Origin of the sequence: Shewanella sp. SW1, from assembly GCF_025653545.1 — a bacterium.
Classification (GTDB): domain Bacteria; phylum Pseudomonadota; class Gammaproteobacteria; order Enterobacterales; family Shewanellaceae; genus Shewanella; species Shewanella oncorhynchi.
Window position 1 is genome coordinate 134,345 of record NZ_JAKKSG010000012.1, and the last position, 25,652, is coordinate 159,996.

The following is a 25,652-nucleotide window of genomic DNA, read 5'->3' on the forward strand; positions in this document are numbered from 1 at the left end:
AGCTATGATAAAAAGACTTCGTCTACCCATAAATCGTAAATACTCAACATCATCGATTTATTCGCAAATAAACAAAATGGCTGAATGAATTCTAATCATTCAGCCTTATCACACTCATTGATTAGATCTGAGTCAACTCGGCCCATTCTTCATCGGACAATAATTTGTCGAGATCAACTAAGATAAGTAATTCATTGTCGCGATTGCTCACGCCTTGAATAAACTTAGCACTCTCTTCCGTTCCAACATTAGGCGCATTGTCAATTTCAGAGCGGCGCAAATAAACCACTTCTGCAACACTATCAACTAAGATACCAATGACCTGCTTTTCAGCTTCGATGATAACGATTCGGGTTGAATCATCAACTTCAGCAGACTGCAATCCAAAACGTGAGCGGGTATCAATTACAGTGACGACATTACCACGTAAGTTAATGATCCCTAGTACATAATAGGGGGCACCTGGTACGGGAGCAATTTCAGTATAACGCAGTACTTCCTGCACTTGCATTACGTTGATACCGTAAGTTTCATGGTCCAACTTAAAGGTAACCCATTGTAATACTGCATCATCTTTACTTGCAGCGACTGCTGCTACATTTCTTGTATCTTTCATGTTTACCTCAACCAATTGAGTCCTGACAACCTAAACCCGCATTAAGCATTTCAACTAAGGCTTGTACGTGCAAAATGCCACACATCTGTTCTTTAACTACACCCGCTAACCAAGGGCGTTTACCCGCTTGACTACGCCAGTTGACTTGCGACTTATTAATTTTTACCGCATTGACCAAGGACTCACAAGTCAATCCCCAGTTACTGCCTTCTAATAATACAAGATATTGATAATTTACTGATTGCGCCAGTTTATCTGTGTATTTTTCTGGCATAACCCACGCACAAGTATCAACAATGTTCAATTGCTCCTCCCTATGCGTCTGTACACCAAGAAACCATGCGGGTCGACCAAAGATGTGGTTTATCCGCTCAACTTTTACTATTCCGCCTAAACTCACCAAAGGCACAGCCAATGTCAGCCCTGCTACTTTAAAGAATAGTACCTGAAACTCATCATCGAGCACTTCTTGCAAATCTTTTGTCACACTAGGAGGCGTAATGCCGACTTGTGTTTCTGGCTCAACGATTTCATCAACAACGGTTTCATTAACAACATGCTGAGCTTGTGGTACTTCTACCACAACAGGTTGAACATCAATAGGTGGCGCTATCTCTACTGAAGGTGGTATCGGTTCTAACCTTGCAGTCTTTAGTACTGGCGCTAATAATTTCTCTAACGCTTGCTTATTCACTTGAGCTACAACCTGGCTTACCGGAGCAACAAACTCATGCTGTCTTGGCGCCGCTTTTGGCTGCAACTGCGCAATAGGCGTTATGGCCTTCTCTACATTCTGCGGTGCGGCAGTGCGACCATTTTCAGCCAAAATTGCCGCATCGAGCAATGCTGCCTCCGTTTGATTAACGGCAACATTTTGATTTGAGTCTGCTTTTACAATGCTTTGAGGGGAAACAATCTGGTTTGGACTGTCGTCTTCCTGCAGCAATAATGCGAAAAAATCAAAAACAGTTTCATCAACCGATTTTGACATGGCCAAACTCCCCAACTAATAAGAAATCTAATAATCTTTCATAGGCTTTAACGCCGCGGCAACCACTCGCATAATGCGATGCTGGTAAATGTGCCAAACTGGCATCTCTAAACTTAGTGTCTACTGGAATAACGTCTTTCCACAAAGTATCACTGTATTCGGCACCAAGAACTTGCAAAGCCGCAGGTGATGCTTTGGTGCGTTTATCGTACATGGTAGGCACAACAGTGTAACTGTAGCGCGTCTTCTTAGATCGGCCCATTAACTCCATCGTTTTAATCATCCGCTCTAGCCCTTTAATGGCAAGAAACTCCGTCTGCACAGGAATAATGATATGCTGACTTGCCGCAAGCGCATTGACCATTAATACCCCGAGTACGGGTGGGCAATCAACGATAGCAACATCATAATCATCAGCAACCAGTGCTAATAAATTACGTAGTACTAATCCCATTCCTTCTTGATGACCTAAGGCTCTGTCTAAGGTAGCCAATGCCATAGTTGCAGGCAATAAATCCAAACCATCGACTAAGGTTGGCACAACATGGGATAAAACGAGTTCCTTAGAAAGGTTTTTATGGGCAAGAAAAACATCAAACAACGAGCCTGGAACCTCTTCAGAATCAATGCCTAAGTAATAACCTAACGAAGCATGTGGATCGGTATCTATCATAAGAACACGCTTGCCACGCTTAGCTAATGTTCCCGCTAAACTCGCTACCGTCGTGGTTTTACCTACGCCACCTTTTTGATTCGCTATGGTCCAGACTTTCAAGAAGTGACCCCTACCTATACTGGTTAATATGCTAATGAACTAGAAAATTGTGAGTTCACAAATTCTAAAAATTACTGCTCTTTTCTGGTCGTGACTCGAATGCCGCCATTGGGCAAACTAATCACTTTGACACCATCGGCATTCTCAGATATCACCACGGGCAGCATCTCTGCATTTTGGGGGGCAATTGTCTGAGAAACAGCTTTAACCTCTTTTTCTGGCGCTTGAAGCTGTTTAGGAATAGAGGATTCCAGATTAGTTTTTTCCTTCGCCGTATCTATTTCAGTATCTGGTTCGCCCAGCAAAGGCGGAATGCTATTTTGTACCGGCTCAGGACCAATCGCTACAGCCTTCTGCTCACCAGGAGCCGCTAATTGCAACATTGCTTTAGTCTGATCGGGATGAGACGCTAACCAAGTTGCAATGGCTTCAGCCTGTTCGTCAGGTACCATTAACAGCACCTGAGTCGATTCCAAACGTTTTATATCCGCCTGCAGCAAACTATTCTTACGCTTGTAATCAAGGCTTAAGGCACCAAGAACCAAAATGGCTATGCCCATCAACAAGATGATGAGCACACTATTTGTGCTCATCGGATATTGGTTTTTAGACACGAACAGACTCTTTTAAAATACATTCGGCCATGTTGTCTAAGGCTATCGACTGGGTGGCAATCCCTGCACTCGCAACGGCTTGTGGCATACCATAAACCACACAACTGGCTTCATCTTGCGCCCAAATGGTAGCGCCTACAGCTTTCAACATACGTGCGCCTTCTCTGCCATCCGCCCCCATGCCAGTTAATACAACAGCAAGCACATCACCACTAAAGGCTTTAGAAGCAGAAGCAAAGGTGATATCCACACAGGGCTTATAATTCATATCAGCACTGCCTGCGATAACTTTTAATCGGCCACTTGCTCCAGTACGTTCAACCATCATTTGCATACCACCTGGCGCTAAATATGCACAACCCGGTTTAAGCAGATCGCCATTAGCGGCCTCTTTTACTTCAATCTTACATAAGCCATTTAAACGACTCGCAAATGCAGGGGTAAAGGCAGCAGGCATATGCTGGATTAATAAAATAGGATGCGGATAGTTTGCTGGAAACTGCGTGAGTATTTTTTGCAGCGCAACCGGACCACCAGTAGATGTACCGATCAGCAATAATTTATACTGTTTACCACTTGCACGAATCGTCGTTGCCGTTGAGGTTCTAGCAGGAGCTGCGACAGGCGTATGAGCCGATATACTCGTTGTACCTAAAACGCTACCTGTTGGACGCACACTAGGTGTTGGCGCAACCACAGGACGTGCAATCGGACGAAACATTCTGCGTCGTCCCAATGCCTTAACTCTTTGTTGCAACAATAAAATAGCGTCATCTTTGTTGGTCGCAATATCTTCAAAACGTTTAGGTAGAAAATCTAATGCACCAGCATCTAAAGCGTCTAACGTTGCTTTAGCGCCATCATGGGTTAAAGAAGAAAACATCAGGATCGGAGTCGGACACTTAGCCATGATTTCACGAACAGCAGTAATACCATCCATGACAGGCATCTCAATATCCATAGTGATAACTTGGGGATTAAGCTCAGCAGCCAACTTCACCGCTTCGGCCCCATTTGAGGCCGTCGCGATAACTTCCAGTTCAGGATCTTGATTGACTATTTCACTAACACGTCGTCTGAAAAAACTTGAGTCATCAACGACTAATACTTTAATGGCCATTCCATTCCTTAGCTTGGAAACTAACTCTTACTTTTCGCATAATGCTTTAGCAATCCAGGAACATCTAAGATCAGTGCAATACCACCATCCGATGTAATTGTCGCACCAGCCATCCCAGGTGTGCCATGTAACATAGCGCCAAGAGGTTTAATAACAACCTCTTCTTGTCCTATTAAGGCATCCACTACAAAACCAATTTGCATCATGCCTAATTGCACGATAACCACATGACCATGCTTTTTATCGCCATGTTTAAAGGTCGTTTTGTTTCTATGTAGCCAGTGTTCCAAATAGAACAAAGGTACGGCCTTATTACGCACTATGACAGTCAGTTGCCCATCAACAATATTGGTTTTTGTGAGATCGAGATGGAAAATCTCATTCACGCTAGATAGAGGTAATGCGAACACTTGTTTAGCGACATCGACCATTAAGGTTGGCATAATCGCCAGTGTTAGCGGTACTTTAATCTCAAGTATCGTTCCCTTACCTTTCATGGAATCAATATGTACAGTGCCATTCAGCTGAGTGATACGAGTTTTTACCACGTCCATCCCAACACCACGGCCTGAAATATCTGAAATCTCAACTTTAGTTGAAAAACCTGGTGCAAAAATCAAATTATAGGCTTCGCTATCTGTCATCCGCGAAGCAGAATCTTCATCGAGCACACCACGATTTATGGCGATTTTTTTGAGTTTTTCAGGATCCATGCCTGCGCCATCGTCTTCGATTTTCAGCAGTATATGGTCGCCTTCCTGACTTGCAGATAAGGTAATCGTTCCCGTTCTTGGCTTACCACTAGCTTCACGCTCGTTTGGCATCTCGATACCATGGTCCACAGAGTTACGCACTAAGTGGACGAGTGGATCGGCAAGCGCTTCAACGAGGTTTTTATCTAAGTCAGTTTCTTCACCGACCATGATCAAATCAATTTCTTTGTTTAGTGTACGAGCAAGATCACGTACCACCCGAGGGAAACGACCAAACACTTTCTTGATCGGTTGCATACGGGTTTTCATCACAGCGCCTTGCAAATCGGCAGTAACGAGATCTAAGTTCGCGAGAGCTTTCGACATCTCCTCATCATCACGACTGATGCCTAAGCTCACCAATCGATTACGCACTAACACTAACTCACCCACCATATTCATGATCTGGTCGAGTCGTGCAGTATCTACACGTACCGTTGTTTCACCCTGAGGCACATTCGCAGAGCTAGCCTTAGCAGGTGCTTTATCGACAACCGCAATTTCCACCTTAGGTTTTGCAGCAACGACTGGGGCAGGAGCTAGTACTGCGGCTTTTACTGGCGCAGGAGCATGTGGTGCAGCAGTAGGTGCTACAGTCGAAACAGGGGGCGTAGGCGCTTTTACTTCAGTTTTCGCAGGTGCTCCGCCTTTCCCATGGAGTTCATCGAGTAATCGCTCAAACTCATCATCGGTAATTTCATCAGCATCTACAATCGGTTGAGGTGCAGGTGTTGCCACAACCTTAGGCTTAACAGGCACTTCAGCCTCAGCTTTAAATTTACCTGAGCCATGAAGTTCATCCAGTAACGCCTCGAACTCATCATCAGTGATATCATCACCTGATGTTGAAGGCGTTTTAATTGGTGCAGCAGGCTTTGCAGCAACTGGCTCAGATACAAATGTGGTAGCAGCGACCGCAGGTCCCTTTCCTGAACCATGAAGCGCATCCAATAAAGCTTCAAATTCAGCATCATTGATATCATCGATACTTGAAGACGTATTTTCAATGGAAGATGAGTTATCACTTATGTCAGCAGGGATTTCTTGAAGGGTAGGAGTATCAATAATGACTTCTACAACAGGTTCTGGCTCTGCAACCTTGGCAGAAGCGACTTCAGATGGCAAAGGTGCACCTGAACTGAGCATTTTAAGTCTCGCTAACAAACCTGAATCGGCGGGGTCTTGTTGTTCGCCCTGCTGGGTTTGCGCAAACATGGTATTAATTGCATCAACAGCCTGCAAAATAATATCCATCAACTCTGCGTTAACGCTACGCTTGCCTGTCCGCAATAAATCGAAGGTATTCTCAGCCTCATGACAAACATCAACCATGGGAGTTAAGCTAAGAAAGCCAGCACCACCTTTAACGGTATGAAAACCTCGGAAAATGGCGTTCAGCAAGTTAGTATCATCAGGATTATTTTCAAGCGCAACGAGTTGCTCTTGCAGAAGCTCTAAAATTTCACCGGCTTCGATTAAAAAGTCCTGGAGTATCTCTTCATCTACATCAAAGGCCATCAAATTGACTCCCAGTTAGAAACCCAGACTCGATAGAAGATCATCCACTTCGTCTTGACCCGTTACCACATCTTGACGAAGCTCGGCATTCATTATCGGGCCTTCTGCTTCAATATTATTTTTCTGAGCAATCTGACTTTCAATCATAGGTTGCTCACCAAATACCGTCAGCATAGAAACCAGATTACTTTCTACTTCCATTACTAGATCAATAACACGACGTATTATTTGTCCTGTTAAGTCTTGAAAATCTTGCGCCATCAAAATTTGATTAAGCAATTCACGTAATCGAGTCGAGTCATTTGCACTACGAGACATAAGGTCTTGTACATCGTGACAAAGGCCCTTAAATTCAGTCAGCGCTATCTCGCGTCGCATTAATCTGTCCCAAGATGGCATGACATTTTGAATATTTACGGTCACGGCATTAGCCAAAGGTAAACATTCTTCAACCGCATCCATGGTTTTATTTGCAGCTTGTTCGGTCATGTCAATAACGTAATTTAAACGTTGCTTGGCATCGGGGATCTCTGTATTGGCTAATTCAGCAAGACGATTATCAACTTGAAAATCCATCAGCGCACTATGAAGTTGCCGAGTTAATTTACCTACTTCTTCGAATAATTCTCGTTGCAGTGGAGCAGCAAGCTCCCGAAATAAATCATCTGCCTGACTTTGCTCACCTGCACTTAATAATTCAACTAAATGCTGAGCTTGCTCGAGCGTGATGAGCCCTGATGTTTGTGACTTCATAGCTCATCCTTGCTCAAGCGAGTCGTTCGAATATTTTATCTAACTTCTCTTTCAGCGTTGCAGCGGTAAAAGGCTTAACCACATAACCATTCACTCCCGCTTGAGCGGCAGCAATAATCTGTTCACGTTTTGCTTCAGCAGTTACCATTAATACGGGTAAATGCTTTAGCGAATCATCAGCGCGAATTGCTTTTAACAGATCGATTCCTTGCATACCAGGCATATTCCAATCTGTAACAACAAAATCAAAATCCCCCTTTTGCAACATCGGCAGGGCTGTTGAGCCATCGTCTGCTTCTTGGGTGTTATTAAACCCCAAGTCTCGCAACAAGTTCTTGATGATACGCCTCATTGTCGAAAAATCGTCAACAATGAGAATCTTCATATTCTTGTCCAAGGTTTCCTCCGGTGAGCTGACATTCTGTGCTCGATTAATAATTATACTTATGTCCAGTGCTTGAGTTTAGCTTTCAATCGCAACATTGCCTGACTTAATATCTGGCTAACCCGCGATTCACTGACTTCAAGAATGGCGCCAATCTCTTTTAAATTCAATGCTTCATCGTAGTACAGGGATAACACTAATGCATCTCTTTCAGGCAATAATTTAATTGCCTCAACCAGAGCAGAATGAAATTGGTTCTCAGCTAATGCTTCAAATGAATCATCATCGGACCGATCACTCACTGTAAGTATATCCTGAGATACGCCTAAATCTTCTATCCCTATGATTTTTCCGACAGAAACATCGTTAAGAATATGATGGTACTCATCGAGCGTCATATCAAGTTTTTCTGCAATTTCTGTGTCGCGTGCATCACGGCCCAGTTCTTGCTCTAACTCATCAATAGCATGTGCAACCTTACGATTGTTACGATGAACGGAACGAGGGACCCAGTCGCCACGACGAATTTCATCTAACATGGCTCCACGTATGCGTATGCCGGCGAAGGTTTCAAATTTCGCACCCTTGCCACCATCAAACTTGGATGATGCTTCTAGTAACCCCATCATCCCAGCTTGGAGTAAATCATCTAACTGCACAGATGCAGGTAGTCTGGCGAGTAAATGATGCGCAATTCTTTTAACCAACGGAGCATACTGTTCAACGATCGACGATTTATTGTCTAAACAAGTATACGCAGCGGCTTTATTCACTCGTTTTTTCCTCTTGAAAATCTGGTCGTTGTACTAAACGCTCAACGAAAAACTCCAAATGCCCACCAGGTTGCTGCGGCACAGGCCAGCTCAAAATTTTATTTGCCAATCCTTGATACGCAATCGCCGCTGGTGATTTAGGATAAGCTTCAACCACCAATTTTTGTTTACGAACTGATTTACGTAAGTTTTCGTCAAATGGAATCGTGGCGACTAATTCAAGTGCAACATCTAAAAATCTGTCGGTCACTTTACTGAGTTTAGCAAATAATTCCATACCTTCGCGTAAACTACGCACCATATTGGCAACTATTTTAAAACGGAACACGCCATGCTCACGGCTGAGAATTTTAATCAGGGCGTAGGCATCGGTAATCGAAGTGGGTTCATCACAAACAACGACTAGCACATCCTGCGAAGCACGTGAGAAACTGAGCACCATATCTGAGATCCCAGCCGCAGTATCTACGACTAGAATATCAAACTGAGTCCGCATCTCGCTAAATGCTCGGATTAATCCAGCATGTTGTGCAGGGCTTAATTCCACCATCCCCTGTGTTCCAGAGGTGGCTGGTACTATGCCTATCCCCTTTGGACCACGCACGATAATATCGTCAAGCTCTGCATCACCAGAGAGCACGTGAGAGAGGTTACGCTCGGCACGAATACCCAGCATGACGTCGACGTTTGCTAAGCCAAGGTCAGCGTCAAGTACCAAGACACGCTTGCCTTTTTCGGCTAATGCCACAGCAGTATTAATAGAAACGCTGGTTTTACCCACGCCTCCTTTACCGCCAGTGACCGCGATTACTTTCACTTTTTCGTTATAGGGTTGATTCATCATACGTAAACCACTTGCTTGATCCAGGGTCATAAATCTACTCAAATGCACAGGCCATATTATCTGACCACGCTGTGTCTTGTAATGATTGTTGTTCTGTACTATCTAACGCTGCGAGTGCCTGCTGGGCTAAATCTAGGGTATCCGCAACTTTCATATCTTCAGGAACTCTTTGTCCATCAGTAATATAACTTAATGGTAATCCGTTTTGGATCAACACACTTAATGCCCCTGCTAACGACACAGATTCATCGAGTTTTGTGAGAACGACACCAGATAGGGGAATGCGTTTAAAATGATTGACTGCATCTTGCAGCACACGGCGCTGCCCTGTCGCAGACAGTACCAGATAACTGCGGATAGGTATCCTGCTATTTGCAGTTAAATTATCAAGTTGCTGGTAAAGGCGCATATCTCGCTGTCCCATGCCAGCCGTATCTATCAATACTAGCTTGCGATTCCTAAACTGATAGAGAATTTGTTCTAATTCATTTAGATCATGAGCTTGCTTTACTGGACAGCCCATTATTTTGCCATAAGTTGCTAATTGCTCATAGGCTCCGATGCGATAATGATCTGTGGTAATTAAAGCAACATGTTCAGCACCATGATGTGCCGCAAAACGGGCAGCAAGTTTAGCTAATGACGTTGTTTTACCAACCCCAGTAGGACCAACTAATGCAACCACTCCGCCCTGCTTAACAATGTCATCGCCCTGATTATCAAGCATATTCGCAAGACTTTGTGGTAATGCTCTGACTAATTCAGCTGGCGTATAATGCTGGCTCAGCGCGGCTAATTTATTCGCAACCGCAGGGGAGAATTCAGCCTCAAGCAATTTGGCTTCGAGCATAGCACCGACGGGATCGATGCGTTTTTTATGTTCCGTCATCAAGGAGGATACTTGATGTGTCAGTAAATTACGCAGTGATGCTAATTCATCACGCATAGCCTCAATATCAGCACTTTGTTTCTGTGATGTTTGTGGCTTTTTATCAAACGAGGAAGGCGCTTCACGACGTTCTGGTTTCACAGCAGTAGGGGCTTGTAAGCCCTTAGCCCATGCTGGTAACTCGGCATCAACTTGCTGATGTGACATTTGTTGATTCAAACGGCTTTGCTGCTTCTCAAGTAAGGCTTGTAATGAGTCTGCTGGTGCGGCTGGCTTAGCGCGAGTTTCTACACGAACTGGCTGCTTAGCACCTAGGGACACGAGATCGTCGCTCACGTCCATAAAGGTCGGTGCTGGCGCAGTGGCTGCAGTTTTCGCTTTAGGTTCGTCATAGTCAACGGCAGCGACAATTTCGATGCCACCGTTCACTTTTTTATTTGACATAATGACGGCATCGGAGCCGAGTGTTTCTTTCACTTGGGCCAGTGCGGCGCGCATGTCTTTGGCAAAAAATCGTTTAATCTTCACTTATGCGTCCTCTACTGGCCGACTGCAGATACGATACGTATTTGCTTCTCATCAGGTATTTCTTGATATGAAATGACTCTGAGATTAGGAATAGTATGTTTAACAAAGCGTGACAGCGTCGCGCGTAACATACCTGACGTCAACAATATGGCGGGTTGTCCGACCATTTCTTGCTTCTGAGCCGCATCGGCAAGGGACTGCTGCATGCGTTCTGCAAGACCGGGTTCAATATTAGGACCATCACCACCGGTTGCTTGCATTGACTGATGCAACATCTGTTCCAACTCTGGCGCCAAAGTAATGACGGGGATTTCGAGCTCTGGGCCTGAGATTTCCTGAACTATCATACGTTTCAAAGCGATACGTACAGCGGCAGTCAAGACTTCAGTGTCATTGCTCTTAGTGCCATATTCTAACAAAGTTTGCACTATAGTACGCAAGTCTCTAACTGAAACCCCTTCATTTAATAGGTTCTGCATCACTTTTACGACATGTCCTAGTGGCATGATATCTGGAATAAAGCCATCAACCAGCTTAGGTGAGTGTTTCGCAAGCATATCCATCAGTTGTTGCACTTCTTCGTAACCTAACAACTTAGCAGCATTATTTGTGAGTAATTGACTAATATGAGTTGCAACAACCGTCGCAGCATCGACGACGGTATAACCTAGTGTTTGTGCGTGCTCACGTAACTCAGGGGCGATCCATACAGCTTCCAGGCCAAAGGCGGGATCGCGCGTTTCGATACCATCGAGTTTGCCATAGACTTGACCAGGGTTGATCGCCAATTCGCAATCATGACGAATATCTGCCTCTCCGACGACGACGCCCATTAGTGAAATGCGATACGCATTAGGTGATAAATCTAAGTTATCGCGAATATGCACCGCGGGCACTAAGAAGCCTAATTCCTGAGACAACTTTTTACGCACGCCTTTAATGCGGCTTAGTAACTCGCCACCTTGGCCCTTGTCTACCAGAGGGATCAAACGATATCCGACCTCAAGACCAATAGTATCAACATGATGTACATCGTCCCAACCCAGCTCTTTAGGCTCTTTATCTTGTCTTTCTATAGGACCTGATTTCACTTGTTCTAGCGCTTTAAGACGTTTGTTTTCATTTCGTTTATAAACAAAATAAGCTGCACCAGCTGTCATAAAGGCAAAGCTTAAAAACGCCATGTGTGGCATACCAGGAACAATACCCATTACAAACAGGACTCCGGCGGCGATACCCAATGACTTATGACTGTCAAACATCTGACTCATCATCATTTGGCCCATATCACCTGACTCATTTTGACGGGTCACCATCAAGGCTGCGGCGATTGACAATAATAGACCAGGGATCTGCGCTACTAAACCATCACCGATAGTCAGTAAGGTATAAATTTCAACCGCTTCAGAGAAACTTAAGCCATGCTGCACAATCCCTATGATGAAACCACCTACGATATTGATCACTAAGATCATTATACCGGCAATCGCATCCCCTTTAACGAATTTGGACGCACCGTCCATCGCACCATAGAAATCGGCTTCACGGGTCACTTCGGCACGGCGTATTCTCGCTTGGTCTTGATTTAAGGTTCCAGCATTTAAGTCAGCATCAATTGCCATTTGCTTACCAGGCATAGCATCCAAGGTGAAGCGGGCGCTAACTTCAGCGATACGACCAGCACCTTTAGTCACCACCGCAAAGTTGATGATAATCAAAATGATAAATACCACTAAACCAACGGCATAGTTACCACCGATAACCACAGAACCGAAGGCCTCAATCACCTTACCCGCGGCATCACCGCCATTATGACCCTCAAGTAAAACCACACGAGTAGAGGCAACGTTCAGCGCAAGACGTAATAACGTCGCCACTAGCAGGACACTTGGGAAAGCAGCAAAATCCAACGGTCTATCAGTATAAATTGCGACTAATAATACGATGAGCGCTAAGGCTATGTTGAATGAAAAGAGTATGTCTAATAGAAATGGAGGGATAGGTAAAACTATCATGGCCAATGCTGCGAGTACGAGTATAGGAGTGCCTATACCTTTAAACGTACTCAAGCGCATTTGTTTTACTTGACCTAAAGTCGCTCTAACATCCATTCATATTTACCTAAACTTTGACGTATGACAGCATGAAAGCAAAAAATACGCCAATAGCGTATTGGTCTGCAATAATATCACGACTTCAAAGAATTTTTAGCTTAGGTCTTAATATTTTAACTCATCGGGAATGGGTTGATTAAGCGGGATTGGGATAGGCTTGCGTCCTCGACCTTTTTGGTACTGGCGCAACTGAAATACATAAGCCAAAATCTGTGCCACGGCGGTAAACAACCCTTCAGGGATTTGTTGATCTAGCTTAGTCGTATGGTATATAGCTCTTGCTAATGGCGGGGCAGAGACGATTGTCACATTATGGGCCCTTGCAATCTCACGAATTTTAAATGCGACATCATCGACACCTTTGGCAACAACGAAAGGCGCGACTGAACGCTGCACGTCATATTTAATTGCTACCGCAAAATGCTCTGGGTTAACAACTATTACATCGGCATTGGGTACTTCGGCCATCATTCGACGTTGAGCCAACTCGCGTTGCATCTGCCGTACTCGCCCTTTGACTTCAGGCTTCCCTTCAGTATCTTTATACTCATCTTTTACTTCTTGTTTGGTCATCTTAAGTTGTTTGTTGTGATTCCAAAGTTGAAATGGCACATCTATGACGACAATAAACAAAATCGAGGAACATAACAGGATAAACATCCAAACCAACAAATCTAATGCATGGTAAACATTACCAGGAAGATGGTCGCTAGACAGCAACATGATGTCATTGAAATAGAAGCTTAATAAAAAATAAGCAGAAAACGCTACTACCGAAAATTTAGCAATGCCTTTGGTGAGTTCAACCAGAGCCTGCACGCCAAACATGCGTTTAAAACCAGCAAGGGGACTCATTTTACTGGCTTTTGGCATCATAGCTTGGGTTGAAAAATTGATCCCACCAAGAGAGACGTTACCGATAAACGCAACAACTACAATCAGCAACATAATTTTAGCCATGGGCCAGGCTATTTCACTCGCAACAACGCCCCACACGTTGAACATTTCATTCGTATCAAAAATTTGCGCCCTATCCATGGTAAATACAATTTCAAACACCCGAGTTAGGCTAATGGCCAAACTTGGGCCTAGCATATAAAACCCACATGCCGCCGAAATCAATACCGCTGCAGTCCCGAGTTCTTTCGAACGTGCAATCTGTCCTTTTTCCCGCGCCTGTTCTAGACGCCTCCCCGTGGGTTCCTCTGTACGTTCGCCACTTGATTCTTCAGCCATGGGCCTCTCCTAATCCCATCATATCAAGCCATCAGCGTTACATTGGAGCGCTAACATATCGCAAAGCAGCACTTGAGCCGTCGACCATACTTCATCGAAGTGTGCCATTACCGGTGTTAGGGTTAACCACAGAATAAACAGTCCACCAATCATAGTGATCGGAAAACCAATAGAGAAAATATTCAATTGCGGCGCGGCGCGGGTCATGACTCCGAAAGACAAGTTAACTAATAACAAGGCGATAATCGCAGATATCGACATAGTGAGTGCCGCACCAAACATATACGACCCCCAATCAGCCAGTGATCGATAACTTGTCAGTGTTAAGCCTTGATTAGAAATTGGCAAAGTTTCAAAGCTTGCCACTAGCATACGGATCATCAAAAGATGGCCGTCCACTGCTAAGAAAATCAATGTCGCCAATAAAAGGAAAAAGTTACCAATAACGGGTGTTTGTTGGCCAGAACCGGGGTCAACCATAGAGGCAAAGCCTAAACTGGTCTGCATACCAATGATCTGTCCAGTGAGCACAAAGACTTGCATTACCATTTGAGTCACAAACCCCATGGCAACGCCAATAATGATTTGCTGCGCCGTGATAAATACTGCGCTTAACGAAAATAAATCCACATTTTGAGTTGGAGGAAGAACGGGTGCTATCGCAAAGGTAATCGCCATCGCCAATAATAAACGCACTCGAGTTGGTGTCGTTGCCGCACCAAAGACCACCATAACCATCAACATGCTAGCAACGCGGAACAATGGCCAAAGATAAGCGGCAATGGTTTGCATTAAGGTATCAAGCAGCAGCTCCATCGCGTTAGCCTATCACTTGAGGAATGCGATTCACCATCTCGATGAAAAAGTCCATCAGGGTTTCAACTAACCAGTGCCCCATAAACATTAGTGCGAGCAGCGTTATGATTAAACGCGGAAGAAAACTTAAGGTCTGCTCGTTAATCGAAGTCGCCGCTTGAAACACAGCAACGATTAACCCTATCCCCAGCCCTGGCAACACAATAGCAGACACCATCATAACGATAACAGAGAGAGCTTCACGAAAAATATCAATTAGCGCCTCAGGACTCATGTGTTTACTCTCCCTTGGCTATCCGAAACTATTCGCTAATGTCCCGAGGACTAAGCTCCAACCATCTACGAGCACAAACAACATGATCTTAAACGGCAGCGACACTATCATGGGAGATAACATCATCATACCCATAGCCATCAAGATACTCGCCACCACTAAATCGAGTACTAAAAAAGGCACAAATAGCATAAAGCCGATCTGAAATGCGGTTTTTAACTCACTGGTAATGAAAGCGGGCACTAACACACTCATGGGTGCTTCTTCGGGAGACTTAATATCCTTATAGCCAGAAATCTCAATAAAGGTCTTTAAATCCGTCGTTCTTACTTGGCCCAACATAAAGCCTCTCAGCGGCTCTTTCCCTTTATCAAACGCTTGCTGCAAGGTTAATTGCTCATCGATATAAGGCTTCACCCCTTCATCATAAATCCGGTCGAATACCGGTGCCATGATAAAAAAAGTCATGAACAAACTCATGCCAATTAAGACTTGATTAGATGGAGTCTGTTGTAATCCAATGGCTTGGCGTAATATCGACAGGACAATGATAATCCGCGTGAAAGAGGTCAACATGATGAGCATCGCAGGTAAAAAACTCAGCGATGTCATCAGCAGTAAAATCTGCATTGTGACCGAATATTCCGTTGAGCCGTCTGGCGCCGTTGTTACTGTTACAGCAGGTAAGACGCCATCTGCGGCCCATGCTGACGGCATCAATAGCAGCATAACTAACCCAACTAACGCGAGGATACGTGTTGTCATTGTTTTAATTTCGCCTGGCGTAATCGACTCGCAAACGAATCAGCTTCTAGATGGATAGGTTCAGCTAACTTATCAATCAAACTCACCTGCTGCGAGCTAACCCCAAGTAAATATTGTTGTTCTCCCACCTGAACCAAGACTAAACGTTCTTTTTGACCGAGGGAAGTCACAGCAATAGTCTTTAGTACGCCATTGGTCGTGGGGACTAAATTAAACCTTCTCAGTAAATAAGCTAACGCGAAAATTAATAATAAAACCAGAATCAAGCCGCCTAACATACTTGCTAAGGTCGCAACTTGAGAAGGTTCTGCCATTTTTGTAGCAGCAGGCGCTATTGAAGCAATATTCGCTGCGCCTTCCCCACCGAGGCTATCGGCGCTCGCTTGAACCGCTACCACTAAACTCTGTATTACCGATGTGCTCATTTAAAGTTCCAACGACTTTTACATCTCGAATTATTTAAGCTTTTTAATTCGCTCAGTTTGACTGATCACATCCGTTAAGCGAATACCGAATTTATCGTTTACCACCACCACTTCACCGTGAGCGATAAGCGTGCCATTGACCATCACATCTAACGGTTCACCTGCGACTCTATCTAACTCAACCACAGAACCTTGGTTAAGTTGTAATAAGTTTCGAATACTAATATAGCTACGGCCCACTTCCATCGAAATGGTGACAGGAATATCTAAAATTGTATCTAACTTAGCCGCTTCAGCCTTAGAAATAGGTCTTGAATCATCAACCAGCTCATCGAGTTCAATTGCGTTGGCTTCTTCTAACGCTTGTTCTGCCATTGCTGCAGCCCAATCATCCGTATCGTCTGTGCTCATCTTACTTCACCTTATAATTCTGATATATCACGAGATTTACCCTTACGCGTCACCAATTGCAGCTCAGATTTAACTGTCTCTGGCCGAGGGATTTTCTCACATATTTTAAGCGCTAGGTTATCTCTAGAACGGCCCATTTTACAACGATATGTCGGTAAATCCTCGATTTTCATCATGATAAACTCGGGTAACTCAATCGGAATAATATCGCCCGCTTTAAAATTCATGACCTCTTTGAGCGTTAATTCATGTTCAACAATATTGGCATCGAACCCAACCTTCACATCCATGATTTCATCGTGCAATGCCTGTGACCAACGCATATCAGTATCTTGCTTGTCACTTTGCACACCCGCATCGAGTAACTCTCGGATAGGTTCAATCATGGAGTAAGGCATAGTGATGTGAAAATCACCACCGCCTCCATCGACTTCAATATGGAATGAATTAATCACCACAACTTCGGTAGGACTAACAATGTTCGCCATGGCGGGGTTGACTTCAGAGTCCAAATAATCAAACTCAACATCCATTACGGGCGCCCAAGCATCTTTATAATCTTCAAATATAATCTTAAGCAGTAACTGCACTATTCGTCTTTCTGTCGGCGTAAATTCTCGCCCTTCAATCTTGGCATGGAAACGCCCATCGCCACCAAAGAAATTATCCACCAGGATAAATACCAGTCGCGCTTCCATGGTGATCAATGCTGTGCCTTTGAGTGGGCTAAAACGCACCATATTCAAGCTAGTAGGAACAAAAAGCGTATGTACGTACTCACCAAACTTGAGCATCTGTACACCGTTGATCGACACTTCGGCCGCTCGGCGCATCATATTAAACATACTAATGCGCAAATGGCGCGCAAAACGCTCATTCACGATTTCCAGCGTCGGCATACGCCCACGAACTATTCGATCTTGGGAAGAGAAATCGTAGGAACGGGCATCTTCTCCAACAGCGTCAATTTCGTCATCATCGACGTCATCAACCCCGTGCAATAGCGCATCAATTTCGTCTTGGCTTAATAAATCACTCACTATATTGCCTTCGCCTCTTTTGGTGCTGAAGTTAAAGGGTTATTGCATTACAAAACCGGTAAATAGTACTTTCTCGACAACTTTACGCCCAGTTACTGACTGTAGAGTATTTTGCACACTCAGAAGTGCTAACTGCCGTAACTCATCTTTCCCCGCTTGCGTGCTGAGCTTTTGCACATCTGCACCACTAAAGGTCGTTAAAAGCGCATCTTCAATCAGCGGAATATGTTTTTGTGTTAGCACATCATCATCGGTACCACGCACCATCAGCTGCACTTTAATCTCAACTAAACGAGCCCTATCAGGCCCAGGTAAGTTGAATAAGAAAGGACGCGGCATAGGCACGTATGATGCGGTAGCTACTTCTCCTGATGCTGGTACTTCAGCCTGAACAGCACTATCTGCTGCTACGGCGGGAACCTCTTCGGTACTGCTTCCCATAAAGAACCAGACGCCGCCACCGATTAACAGCGCGACTAAAACGCCTACACCAGCAAAAATAAATAGTTTCTTCTTACTCTTAGGCTCTTCAGTACTTTCAAGTTCTAACGATTCTTCCTTAGCCATCACTATTCTCTTTAATTTAGGCGGAAACTCATTACAGTTTTATTTGAAACGTAATTATGTCAGTCATTGCTATAGGTTACCTGCTTAAGCGTAATAATCTATACCTGAAGTTACACTAATCGCTTGATTTAAACCTAAATGTAACTCTTCTGCCGAGATTTCATCCATATCAGCCGCATTTGAACTGCCGCCATCACCGAAACTACCTTCCCGACGCTCACCTTGATCGCCTTGAGAAACATGGCTGTCAGCCAACTGCATCCCTTGCTCTTGCAATAACTCACGTAATCTTGGCATAGCTTGTTCAACCAGATCGCGCGTTTGCGGCTGAGTAACATGGAACTGTACTTGGGTTTGGTCGCCATGCACTTGGATCTTTACCAACATATGCCCAAGCTCAGGAGGATCGAGCCGGATTTCCGCATGTTGGATGCCTTGACTCACCATAGTAATCAATTGCTGCTTCATCACAGGTGAAAATCGTTGGATCATCTCCTGCATTTGGTTTTGCTGTTCTACTCCTTGACGCAATGACAGCTGAACTTGCATGGTTTCTTGGCGATTTAATTGTGACATCGAGAGTGTCTGTATGGATGATGTCGACTTAAGTTCTGAGAAAGTATTACTATCATCCATAAAACTTTCGTCTCTGGGAATATCCATCGCAACCGTTAATTTAGCATCTTTCAGTAATAGGTTAGCAGCCAAATCGGAATTGGGACTCCCATCAAGATCACTTTCTGTTACAGATGTTGTATCTAATGGTTCAGATGAAGTTGAAGAGCCTAAGGTATTCAGGTCGAAAGTATTTCCCGAGGTCGCGATATTAGCCGTATTGAGACTATTCACTGTAGAGCTACTAGTCGTTGCTTTTGCCGCAGTGTTGGTTACCGACTTTATCGTTGCACTGTTCGCTAAGCCCGCTTGATTAATCACAGCATTAAGTGTGACCTCATTCTCAACTAAAGACTCATCTATACTCACCCCGACTTCAGTGGCAGAGACAAGCTCAGTGTCTTCTAAAGGTAATTCTAAAGCGTCATCGGTCAAATTTGGATCAATCACAGCATCACTATCTGCTGACGCTTCAAGTATATTTGGGTCTATGGGAAGAATATGCACGAGTGACTTATCAGTCAAAGAAGATGGTTTCACGTCATCTGCGATTGAAATTGCTGCCATATCTGGGCTAGTAGAAACTAACTTTTGTAATTCAGCAGAAAAACCCGCTTCATCTATATCTGATGCCAGTTCAATCTCAGCAGAAACAGTAGATGCCAATGCTGAGCCGGTTAATAACGCTGATGAAGTATCAATATTTTCTCCACTAGTCATTTCGGTCATATCTTCTTCAGCATTTAAAAATGCTAGCGGCAAACTATCTCCATCTGATGCCGTTTTCTTCATATCATTTGCCATGCTAATTTGGGCAAAAATGAGATTTACGTCGGCGTCATCAGTTGATATATCGTCATCTTTTACTTTATCAGCAGAGGTAACCTGCACAGTATCATCAGTGTTAGCAATGGTTTTTTTAGACGCAGAAATAGAAAATGAGCTAGCGGTGACTGACGCAAGTGTAGATGAAAAGTCTTCATTATTAGACTCTTGGGAAGATGTCTTAGCGGAATTGGCCGCAGAGTTGCCTGTTTTACTTAACAGGATATTGGTCATTTGTTGCATAAGTGCTCCCAAACATTACCCAGCAAAAAAAGAAAATGGCTAGGTAGAAACGTCAATTAAACACTGCGGTTGCAGGGTAATGGACTAAATCAAAGCAAATAAGATGCCAACACATCAGGTTTTACGACAGCATATCGAAAAGAATTAACTCTGGGAGGTGTCAAATTGATGCTTATGCCATCAATACAAAAAAAACTAAAGAGTCTATCCGGCTCGCGAGCAGTAAATATGCCTATCATTTCACTAACGTTGATGACGGCGATAAAATTGCTGGGAAGCAAATTCATCGGTCATTTTTTGCTCCCTTTTTTGTTCAACCACTTGACGCTTCTTCTCTTTACTGGTTAAGAGTAATTCTACTGCCTTACGTTTTTTTTGCTTTTCCAACCAATGTTGTTGTCGATATTCTTTTTGCTTTTCACCGTCGGCAACGACGCGATTTTGCTGGATAATTGCGTCATCGATCTGACGAATAAAACGGTGAAACTGGTGATAGTGACTAGCACTGATGGCTTGACCTTGCTGGGATTGCATTTGCTTCATGTATTCTAAGCGATAGTTATTCAGAGCACTGAGTTGATTCAACCGTTTTTGACACTCTAACTGCGCCGATTTTAACAATAAAGCCGCTTGTTCTTCGGCATCATTGGCAAGCTTTAACACTAACAACAAGGGATCGGCGTTAGCCATACTAGACCTCGATTAATTCGATGACGCCATTATTTGCACTGTGCAGCAAGTTGCCCAAGCATGACTTGGCTATCGGCAAAGCTAAATGCATCACGCATGGTTTGTCGCAAAAAAGCATTCATTGCTGGCTGCAGTCGTATCGCATTATCAATGCGAGGATCGCTTCCTTGGGCATAGGCCCCAATAGAAATCAAATCTCGATTTTGCTGATACAAAGAATAGGTTTGTTTCACGCGGCGCATCGCCTCCAAATGTTCATTGGAGATCACCATAGGCGCGACTCGGCTAATAGAAGCTTCAATATCAATTGCAGGATAGTGCCCCGAATCCGCAAGCGAACGTGACAAGACAATGTGGCCATCGAGGATCGCCCGCGAAGCATCGGCAATGGGATCCTGTTGATCGTCTCCTTCCGTCAACACAGTATAAAATGCCGTAATTGAACCTTGCCCTGGGCCACCATTTCCGGCGCGCTCAACTAAACGTGGCAATTTTGCAAACACAGAAGGCGGATAACCTTTAGTCGCAGGCGGTTCACCCACAGCCAAAGCAATTTCACGCTGTGCTTGAGCGTAGCGCGTTAAACTGTCCATAAGCAATAAAACGTTATAGCCTAAATCGCGGAAGTATTCGGCAATACGAGTCGAGGTTTCACAGGCGCGAAGGCGCATCAGAGGCGATGTATCCGCAGGCGCAGCAACAACGACTGAACGCGCTCGACCTTTCTCACCAAGAATTTCCTCAATAAACTCTTTCACTTCCCGGCCACGCTCACCCACTAGCCCAACCACAATAATGTCGGCGGTAGTACCGCGAGTCATCATACCTAAGAGCACACTCTTACCTACACCTGAGCCCGCAAACAAGCCCATACGTTGGCCTTTGCCCACAGTCAGCATAGCGTTGATAGCGCGAACGCCAACGTCCAGCGGTTCAGTAATGGCACGGCGAGATAAGGGATTAATGGCAGCGCTATGTCTTGGCGCTTGTTGGTCGGTTTGCAACGCGCCTAAACCATCTAAAGGCACGCCGTTACCATCAAGTACGCGTCCTAGCAGGGATAAACCAACATTGAGTCCAGTTTGTTCCCCCAAAGGCACAACCCGCGCACCGGGCAATACACCACGTAATTCTTCAATGGGCATTAAATATAATAGTTCGCCATCAAAGCCGATGACTTCTGCAATTAACTCGCCCACCATGGTTTCGATCGAACATAAGCTGCCCACAGGCGCACGGCAACCGCTCGCCTCTAAGGTTAAGCCAACAACACGCACGAGTTGACCACTGGCCACAGCTCGAAATGGCGGCACTTTATCCTGATGGTGATTCAGCCTATTCAGCAATTGGTGTTGACGATTTTGCATCTGATTTTGCCTCTAATTGCTCACCTGTGTTTGAGGCAGATTGTATATCCTCAGCATGTTGAGAAACCGTATCGACAACCTGATCATCAAGCTCAGATCCCACAGCCTCAGAAGCCGCAACGTGTTTAGCGGTATCTTCAACCTCTATAGCCTCTTGCAATTGACGCTGCTTGTCACTTAAGTGAGCATGTTGGTTCCGTAAGGACTCAAACACAGCATCGATACGCGATGCGAGGGTCAAATCGACTAAAGAACGATGACTACTGAGAATACAGTCACCTGGGCTTAAGGAAGGGTCAACTTCAAGTTCCCACTTACTGCGGGTCAATTGAGCGCTGGAATAAAGTTGTTCGACTAAAATAACATCGTCAGGATGCAAGCGGATTGTGACCGTTTGTTCTTTTATCGGCAGCGATTCTATACCTAAGCGCAATGCCGAAAGCACTTGTTCTGGATGAGTTTTTAATTCGTGGCCAATGACAGATTTCGCTAATGTCATACTCAGGTTCAGTAGCGAAAGTTCAATATCGCCATCGAGCAATTGCAATGGTTTTTCAAATTGGGCTAATAAGGTTTCAAAACGCGAGAGCAATATTTTTGCTTGGGCTAAACCGGTTTCTAATCCTTGCTCATGCCCTTGGGCGAGCCCTTCAGTATGGCCCTGCTCTAACCCTTCTAAACGCCCTTTTTCTAGCCCTTGCTCATACCCTTGCTGCTTACCTTCGCTAAAGCCTTCTTCTTCGGCTTGGGCTCGAATGTCTTCAATCTCAGCCATAGTCGGTGGAGAAACACTTTCCACTGTAGTCGACTTAGCGGCTTGATGATTCGAATGGCCGAACAGATTTGAGATAGAATCATCATCGGCTTCAGTCACATCTGGCAGTGCCCAGTGACTAAATTCGACATCTCCTTCGCTCAAGACCTTATTCTGCAATTTATTATCGCTCGGATTAGAGGAACTCATCGCCACCACCGCCGCCTAACATGATTTCGCCGCTGTCACTTAAGCGACGAGCAATAGACAGGATTTCTTTTTGGGCGACTTCCACTTCACTGATGCGGATTGGGCCCATGGCTTCAAGATCATCACGCAATAATTCAGCGGCACGTTTTGACATGTTACCCAAGATTTTTTCTTTCAGCTGATCATCTGTGCCTTTAAGCGCCTTCATCAGTACATCTTGCTGCACTTCACGCAACAGGGCTTGAATACCGCGGTCATCGACATCAATTAAGTTTTCAAATACAAACATCAAATCTTGGATTTGCTGCGCCATTTCTTCATCAGACTCGCGCATGGTTTCCATCAACTGGCTTTCGATACCCGTGTCTAAGTAGTTCATTATGTTGGCAGCCGCTTTTAAGCCACCCATTTTCGCGGCCTGAGCGCCACCTTGACCGGCAAACTGTTTCTCCATGATGTCGTTCAACTCTTGCAGTGCAGCGGGCTGCACTTCTTCAAGATTTGCAATACGCATCATCAAGTCTAAGCGGGTATTCTCAGGGAATTGACCAAAAATTTCCGCCGCTTGATCGGGTTCTAGATAAGACAAAACAATGGTTTGGATCTGTGGATGTTCGTTTTGAATAATGGTCGCCACTTGGCGTGCATCCATCCACTTCAACGAGTCCAAACCTTTAGCGCCACTGCCCATGATAATCTGTTCAATCAGATTACCCGCTTTATCTTCACCCAGCGCAGCGGTTAAGGCTTTACGGACGAACTCTTCGCTGTTGAAACCAATTGAAGAATACTTTTGAATGTCATCAAGAAACAGCTTATGTACCCCGATAACTTTTTCCTGACCAAACTCATCCATTGCCGCCATGGCCATACCCACTTTTTGCACTTGCTTCGGCTCTAAGTGTTTTAAAATGGATGCAGCATCAGCCTCACTCAAACTGAGGAGTAAAATAGCGGTCTTTTCAACGCCACTAATATCTTTGATATTAAAGGCAGGTGCGGCCGCAGGAGCCACTTCTTTCGTTTTATTCTCAGCCATTGTCTTGTAACCAGTTTTTCACGACTTGAGTAGAGAGCTCAGGCTCATTCGCCACGAGCGCACGGATAGCTTTAATCATATCATCATCTTTGTGAAGATTAGGGATATGAATTGAGCCATCGTCAGCATAACTGTATTCCGCCTCTTGAGTATTGAGCATCCCTAGCGTATCAGCCGCATATTGGTCCTCAATTTCGGCTAATTCATTACCTAATCTGCCATCCTCAGGCATATTCACACTGTCAGGATAGATTAAGCGTTTCAGCATAGGACGTACCACAGCTAAAATCAGCACCAAAATCACTAGCGCACCAATCCCAAGCTTAATCGCACGCCAAAACCAAGGTTGCTCCCAAAGCTCAGGTGCGGGTAAATCTTCAACTAATTGGTCCATAAAAGGAACGGTTACCACTTCCAGCACATCACCCCGTTGTGAACTAAAACCAACCGCGCCTTCAAGCAAACGACGGATATTGGTCAGTTCTTGTTCGGTACGGGCAACACGGGCTACTTGACCATTTTCTCCAGCGGCACCAGGTTTAAAGTCCACCGCGACTGACACACTAATGCGGCGCACTGCACCAACTTGCTGGCGAGTATGGCTAATGGTGGTATCTAATTCAAAGTTACGGGTCGCTTCGCGGTGCGAATTACCTGCGGTGACAGACTCGGTCGCTTTAGTCGCATCTTCTGGAATATTTGACTCCATTGGCGGTTGATTGGATAACGCGCCAGGGATCCCACCAGAAGAGCCGCCAGTGGTGTTATTTTCAACGGTCATTTCACTGCGCAGTGCCGGTAAATCAGGGTTAAAACGCTTTGATGTTTGCTCAACAGCAGTAAAATCCATACTGACGTCGACTTGAGAGGTAAAATTATCAGGACCTAGAATTGGCACCAGAATCGATTCAATCTTAGTGCGATATTCAGCTTCTTTTTGCTGTACTAATTCAAGTTCACGCCGAGCCGTCGCAGACGCGCCATCTTGGCTACCCGAGTTCAATAAACGGCCGTTAGAGTCAGTTACCGTCACCCTTGATGGTTCTAAACCTTGTACTGCAGAAGCAACAATATCGACGATAGCATCGACTTCACCTTGGCCTAAACCACCGCGACGGGTATTGATCACCACAGTTGCACTCGGTTTAGAGGCATTGCGGGCGAAGACGTTTTCTTTAGGTAACGCAAGAATGACTTTGGCACGGCTGACACTTTGTAGTTGCTCAATCGCACGGGCGAGGTTTTCTTCTTGGCTATGCTTAAGACGAGCTTGTTCCATGCGTTGGCTGACACCAAAGCCACTGTCTTTATTCAAAAAATCTTGGTTGGCTGCAGGACTGTCGATACCAGCACGGCTCAACATCATTTTGACTTCTTGATATTTATCTTCAGGAACTTTGATAACGTCCACGTCGATTTGGTACTTAACTTTATTTTTATCAAGTACATCTAGCACTTGAACCATTTCCTGAGTTTCCATTTTACCCAATGGACGATACTCTGGCTCCTGCGCCCACAGCATGACAAATACCGCCAAGGCTAAACAAATCGCTAAGGCTAAAATCATAGTCACTTGGCGCATCATATCGACACCGCCAAGATTTCCCATCATTCCTGACTTATGTTCTTGCTGGACACCTTGTTCAGCTAAACCGGAATTGGATCCGACAATCATTTCTGTACTCACGATTCGTACCTGCTAA

At 44.7% G+C, this 25,652-nt stretch carries 26 protein-coding genes; all 26 read right to left on the reverse strand.

Going from position 1 to position 25,652, the window contains the following annotated elements:
- Positions 1–121: 121 nt before the first annotated feature.
- Entirely contained in the window at positions 122–616 is a 495-nt protein-coding gene (locus tag L5M71_RS12545; RefSeq protein ID WP_006082380.1) for a chemotaxis protein CheW, read from the reverse strand.
- 7 nt (positions 617–623) lie between these two features.
- Positions 624–1,607, reverse strand: coding sequence for a chemotaxis protein CheW (locus tag L5M71_RS12550; RefSeq protein ID WP_263207730.1), 984 nt, complete (start codon positions 1,605–1,607; stop codon positions 624–626).
- On the reverse strand, positions 1,591–2,382 hold the full coding sequence (locus L5M71_RS12555) for a ParA family protein (RefSeq protein ID WP_028761170.1): 792 nt from the start codon (positions 2,380–2,382) through the stop codon (positions 1,591–1,593). The genes L5M71_RS12550 and L5M71_RS12555 overlap by 17 nt, the downstream gene beginning before the upstream one ends.
- Positions 2,383–2,453: 71 nt before the next feature.
- Positions 2,454–2,975, reverse strand: a complete 522-nt coding sequence (locus L5M71_RS12560) for a membrane anchored protein in chemotaxis locus (protein ID WP_198572674.1) — start codon at positions 2,973–2,975, stop codon at positions 2,454–2,456.
- A 13-nt stretch (positions 2,976–2,988) separates the two neighbouring features.
- Positions 2,989–4,116 (reverse strand): chemotaxis response regulator protein-glutamate methylesterase, encoded by a 1,128-nt coding sequence (locus L5M71_RS12565; protein WP_263168828.1) that lies wholly within the window; start codon positions 4,114–4,116, stop codon positions 2,989–2,991.
- A 20-nt stretch (positions 4,117–4,136) separates the two neighbouring features.
- On the reverse strand, positions 4,137–6,386 hold the full coding sequence (locus L5M71_RS12570; protein WP_263207732.1) for a chemotaxis protein CheA: 2,250 nt from the start codon (positions 6,384–6,386) through the stop codon (positions 4,137–4,139).
- A gap of 15 nt (positions 6,387–6,401) precedes the next feature.
- Positions 6,402–7,139, reverse strand: a complete 738-nt coding sequence (locus L5M71_RS12575) for a protein phosphatase CheZ (RefSeq protein WP_028761174.1) — start codon at positions 7,137–7,139, stop codon at positions 6,402–6,404.
- Between the two features lie 13 nt (positions 7,140–7,152).
- Positions 7,153–7,536 (reverse strand): chemotaxis response regulator CheY, encoded by a 384-nt coding sequence (gene cheY, locus L5M71_RS12580; RefSeq protein WP_007649667.1) that lies wholly within the window; start codon positions 7,534–7,536, stop codon positions 7,153–7,155.
- A gap of 47 nt (positions 7,537–7,583) precedes the next feature.
- On the reverse strand, positions 7,584–8,297 hold the full coding sequence (locus tag L5M71_RS12585) for an RNA polymerase sigma factor FliA (protein ID WP_028761175.1): 714 nt from the start codon (positions 8,295–8,297) through the stop codon (positions 7,584–7,586).
- Positions 8,290–9,171: a MinD/ParA family protein gene (locus tag L5M71_RS12590; RefSeq protein ID WP_006082389.1), complete on the reverse strand. Its 882-nt coding sequence runs from the start codon at positions 9,169–9,171 to the stop codon at positions 8,290–8,292. Before L5M71_RS12590 ends, L5M71_RS12585 begins: the two co-directional genes overlap by 8 nt.
- 4 nt (positions 9,172–9,175) lie before the next feature.
- A complete protein-coding gene (gene flhF, locus L5M71_RS12595; RefSeq protein WP_131523092.1) occupies positions 9,176–10,558 on the reverse strand; it encodes a flagellar biosynthesis protein FlhF in 1,383 nt (460 codons plus the stop codon).
- An 11-nt stretch (positions 10,559–10,569) separates the two neighbouring features.
- Positions 10,570–12,669 carry a flagellar biosynthesis protein FlhA gene (gene flhA / locus L5M71_RS12600; RefSeq protein ID WP_263148458.1) on the reverse strand — a complete coding sequence of 700 codons (2,100 nt, stop codon included), beginning with the start codon at positions 12,667–12,669 and terminating at the stop codon, positions 10,570–10,572.
- A 108-nt stretch (positions 12,670–12,777) separates the two neighbouring features.
- Complete coding sequence (gene flhB, locus L5M71_RS12605; protein WP_113939471.1) at positions 12,778–13,908, reverse strand: flagellar biosynthesis protein FlhB; 1,131 nt, start codon at positions 13,906–13,908, stop codon at positions 12,778–12,780.
- A gap of 18 nt (positions 13,909–13,926) precedes the next feature.
- Positions 13,927–14,724 carry a flagellar biosynthetic protein FliR gene (gene fliR, locus L5M71_RS12610; RefSeq protein ID WP_263207734.1) on the reverse strand — a complete coding sequence of 266 codons (798 nt, stop codon included), beginning with the start codon at positions 14,722–14,724 and terminating at the stop codon, positions 13,927–13,929.
- A gap of 4 nt (positions 14,725–14,728) precedes the next feature.
- Positions 14,729–14,998, reverse strand: coding sequence for a flagellar biosynthesis protein FliQ (fliQ, locus tag L5M71_RS12615; protein ID WP_113939469.1), 270 nt, complete (start codon positions 14,996–14,998; stop codon positions 14,729–14,731).
- An 18-nt stretch (positions 14,999–15,016) separates the two neighbouring features.
- Entirely contained in the window at positions 15,017–15,763 is a 747-nt protein-coding gene (fliP, locus tag L5M71_RS12620) for a flagellar type III secretion system pore protein FliP (RefSeq protein WP_028761180.1), read from the reverse strand.
- A complete protein-coding gene (gene fliO, locus L5M71_RS12625; RefSeq protein ID WP_105251944.1) occupies positions 15,760–16,188 on the reverse strand; it encodes a flagellar biosynthetic protein FliO in 429 nt (142 codons plus the stop codon). The genes fliP and fliO overlap by 4 nt, the downstream gene beginning before the upstream one ends.
- Positions 16,189–16,218: 30 nt before the next feature.
- On the reverse strand, positions 16,219–16,599 hold the full coding sequence (fliN, locus tag L5M71_RS12630; protein WP_028761182.1) for a flagellar motor switch protein FliN: 381 nt from the start codon (positions 16,597–16,599) through the stop codon (positions 16,219–16,221).
- An 11-nt stretch (positions 16,600–16,610) separates the two neighbouring features.
- Positions 16,611–17,639, reverse strand: coding sequence for a flagellar motor switch protein FliM (gene fliM, locus L5M71_RS12635; protein WP_105251943.1), 1,029 nt, complete (start codon positions 17,637–17,639; stop codon positions 16,611–16,613).
- Positions 17,640–17,678: 39 nt separating this feature from the next.
- Entirely contained in the window at positions 17,679–18,206 is a 528-nt protein-coding gene (gene fliL / locus L5M71_RS12640) for a flagellar basal body-associated protein FliL (protein ID WP_028761184.1), read from the reverse strand.
- 84 nt (positions 18,207–18,290) lie between these two features.
- Complete coding sequence (locus L5M71_RS12645) at positions 18,291–19,889, reverse strand: flagellar hook-length control protein FliK (RefSeq protein ID WP_263207737.1); 1,599 nt, start codon at positions 19,887–19,889, stop codon at positions 18,291–18,293.
- Between the two features lie 243 nt (positions 19,890–20,132).
- Positions 20,133–20,579 (reverse strand): flagellar export protein FliJ, encoded by a 447-nt coding sequence (gene fliJ / locus L5M71_RS12650; protein WP_263207739.1) that lies wholly within the window; start codon positions 20,577–20,579, stop codon positions 20,133–20,135.
- Between the two features lie 29 nt (positions 20,580–20,608).
- Complete coding sequence (fliI, locus tag L5M71_RS12655; RefSeq protein ID WP_263207741.1) at positions 20,609–21,946, reverse strand: flagellar protein export ATPase FliI; 1,338 nt, start codon at positions 21,944–21,946, stop codon at positions 20,609–20,611.
- Entirely contained in the window at positions 21,915–22,910 is a 996-nt protein-coding gene (gene fliH, locus L5M71_RS12660) for a flagellar assembly protein FliH (RefSeq protein ID WP_263207743.1), read from the reverse strand. Before fliH ends, fliI begins: the two co-directional genes overlap by 32 nt.
- Positions 22,897–23,949, reverse strand: a complete 1,053-nt coding sequence (gene fliG, locus L5M71_RS12665) for a flagellar motor switch protein FliG (protein ID WP_028761189.1) — start codon at positions 23,947–23,949, stop codon at positions 22,897–22,899. Before fliG ends, fliH begins: the two co-directional genes overlap by 14 nt.
- On the reverse strand, positions 23,942–25,624 hold the full coding sequence (fliF, locus tag L5M71_RS12670; protein ID WP_263207759.1) for a flagellar basal-body MS-ring/collar protein FliF: 1,683 nt from the start codon (positions 25,622–25,624) through the stop codon (positions 23,942–23,944). The genes fliG and fliF overlap by 8 nt, the downstream gene beginning before the upstream one ends.
- Positions 25,625–25,652 lie beyond the last annotated feature (28 nt).

What these genes read in the sequence shown, in the direction of transcription:
- L5M71_RS12545 (WP_006082380.1), bottom strand. Translation starts at nt 616, where the DNA reads ATGAAAGATACAAGAAATGTAGCAGCAGTCGCTGCAAGTAAAGATGAT.
- L5M71_RS12550 (WP_263207730.1), bottom strand. Translation starts at nt 1,607, where the DNA reads ATGTCAAAATCGGTTGATGAAACTGTTTTTGATTTTTTCGCATTATTG.
- L5M71_RS12560 (WP_198572674.1), bottom strand. Translation starts at nt 2,975, where the DNA reads ATGAGCACAAATAGTGTGCTCATCATCTTGTTGATGGGCATAGCCATT.
- L5M71_RS12565 (WP_263168828.1), bottom strand. Translation starts at nt 4,116, where the DNA reads ATGGCCATTAAAGTATTAGTCGTTGATGACTCAAGTTTTTTCAGACGA.
- L5M71_RS12570 (WP_263207732.1), bottom strand. Translation starts at nt 6,386, where the DNA reads ATGGCCTTTGATGTAGATGAAGAGATACTCCAGGACTTTTTAATCGAA.
- L5M71_RS12575 (WP_028761174.1), bottom strand. Translation starts at nt 7,139, where the DNA reads ATGAAGTCACAAACATCAGGGCTCATCACGCTCGAGCAAGCTCAGCAT.
- L5M71_RS12590 (WP_006082389.1), bottom strand. Translation starts at nt 9,171, where the DNA reads ATGACCCTGGATCAAGCAAGTGGTTTACGTATGATGAATCAACCCTAT.
- flhA (WP_263148458.1), bottom strand. Translation starts at nt 12,669, where the DNA reads ATGGATGTTAGAGCGACTTTAGGTCAAGTAAAACAAATGCGCTTGAGT.
- flhB (WP_113939471.1), bottom strand. Translation starts at nt 13,908, where the DNA reads ATGGCTGAAGAATCAAGTGGCGAACGTACAGAGGAACCCACGGGGAGG.
- fliR (WP_263207734.1), bottom strand. Translation starts at nt 14,724, where the DNA reads ATGGAGCTGCTGCTTGATACCTTAATGCAAACCATTGCCGCTTATCTT.
- fliQ (WP_113939469.1), bottom strand. Translation starts at nt 14,998, where the DNA reads ATGAGTCCTGAGGCGCTAATTGATATTTTTCGTGAAGCTCTCTCTGTT.
- fliP (WP_028761180.1), bottom strand. Translation starts at nt 15,763, where the DNA reads ATGACAACACGTATCCTCGCGTTAGTTGGGTTAGTTATGCTGCTATTG.
- fliO (WP_105251944.1), bottom strand. Translation starts at nt 16,188, where the DNA reads ATGAGCACATCGGTAATACAGAGTTTAGTGGTAGCGGTTCAAGCGAGC.
- fliN (WP_028761182.1), bottom strand. Translation starts at nt 16,599, where the DNA reads ATGAGCACAGACGATACGGATGATTGGGCTGCAGCAATGGCAGAACAA.
- fliL (WP_028761184.1), bottom strand. Translation starts at nt 18,206, where the DNA reads ATGGCTAAGGAAGAATCGTTAGAACTTGAAAGTACTGAAGAGCCTAAG.
- L5M71_RS12645 (WP_263207737.1), bottom strand. Translation starts at nt 19,889, where the DNA reads ATGCAACAAATGACCAATATCCTGTTAAGTAAAACAGGCAACTCTGCG.
- fliJ (WP_263207739.1), bottom strand. Translation starts at nt 20,579, where the DNA reads ATGGCTAACGCCGATCCCTTGTTGTTAGTGTTAAAGCTTGCCAATGAT.
- fliI (WP_263207741.1), bottom strand. Translation starts at nt 21,946, where the DNA reads ATGCAAAATCGTCAACACCAATTGCTGAATAGGCTGAATCACCATCAG.
- fliH (WP_263207743.1), bottom strand. Translation starts at nt 22,910, where the DNA reads ATGAGTTCCTCTAATCCGAGCGATAATAAATTGCAGAATAAGGTCTTG.
- fliG (WP_028761189.1), bottom strand. Translation starts at nt 23,949, where the DNA reads ATGGCTGAGAATAAAACGAAAGAAGTGGCTCCTGCGGCCGCACCTGCC.
- fliF (WP_263207759.1), bottom strand. Translation starts at nt 25,624, where the DNA reads ATGATTGTCGGATCCAATTCCGGTTTAGCTGAACAAGGTGTCCAGCAA.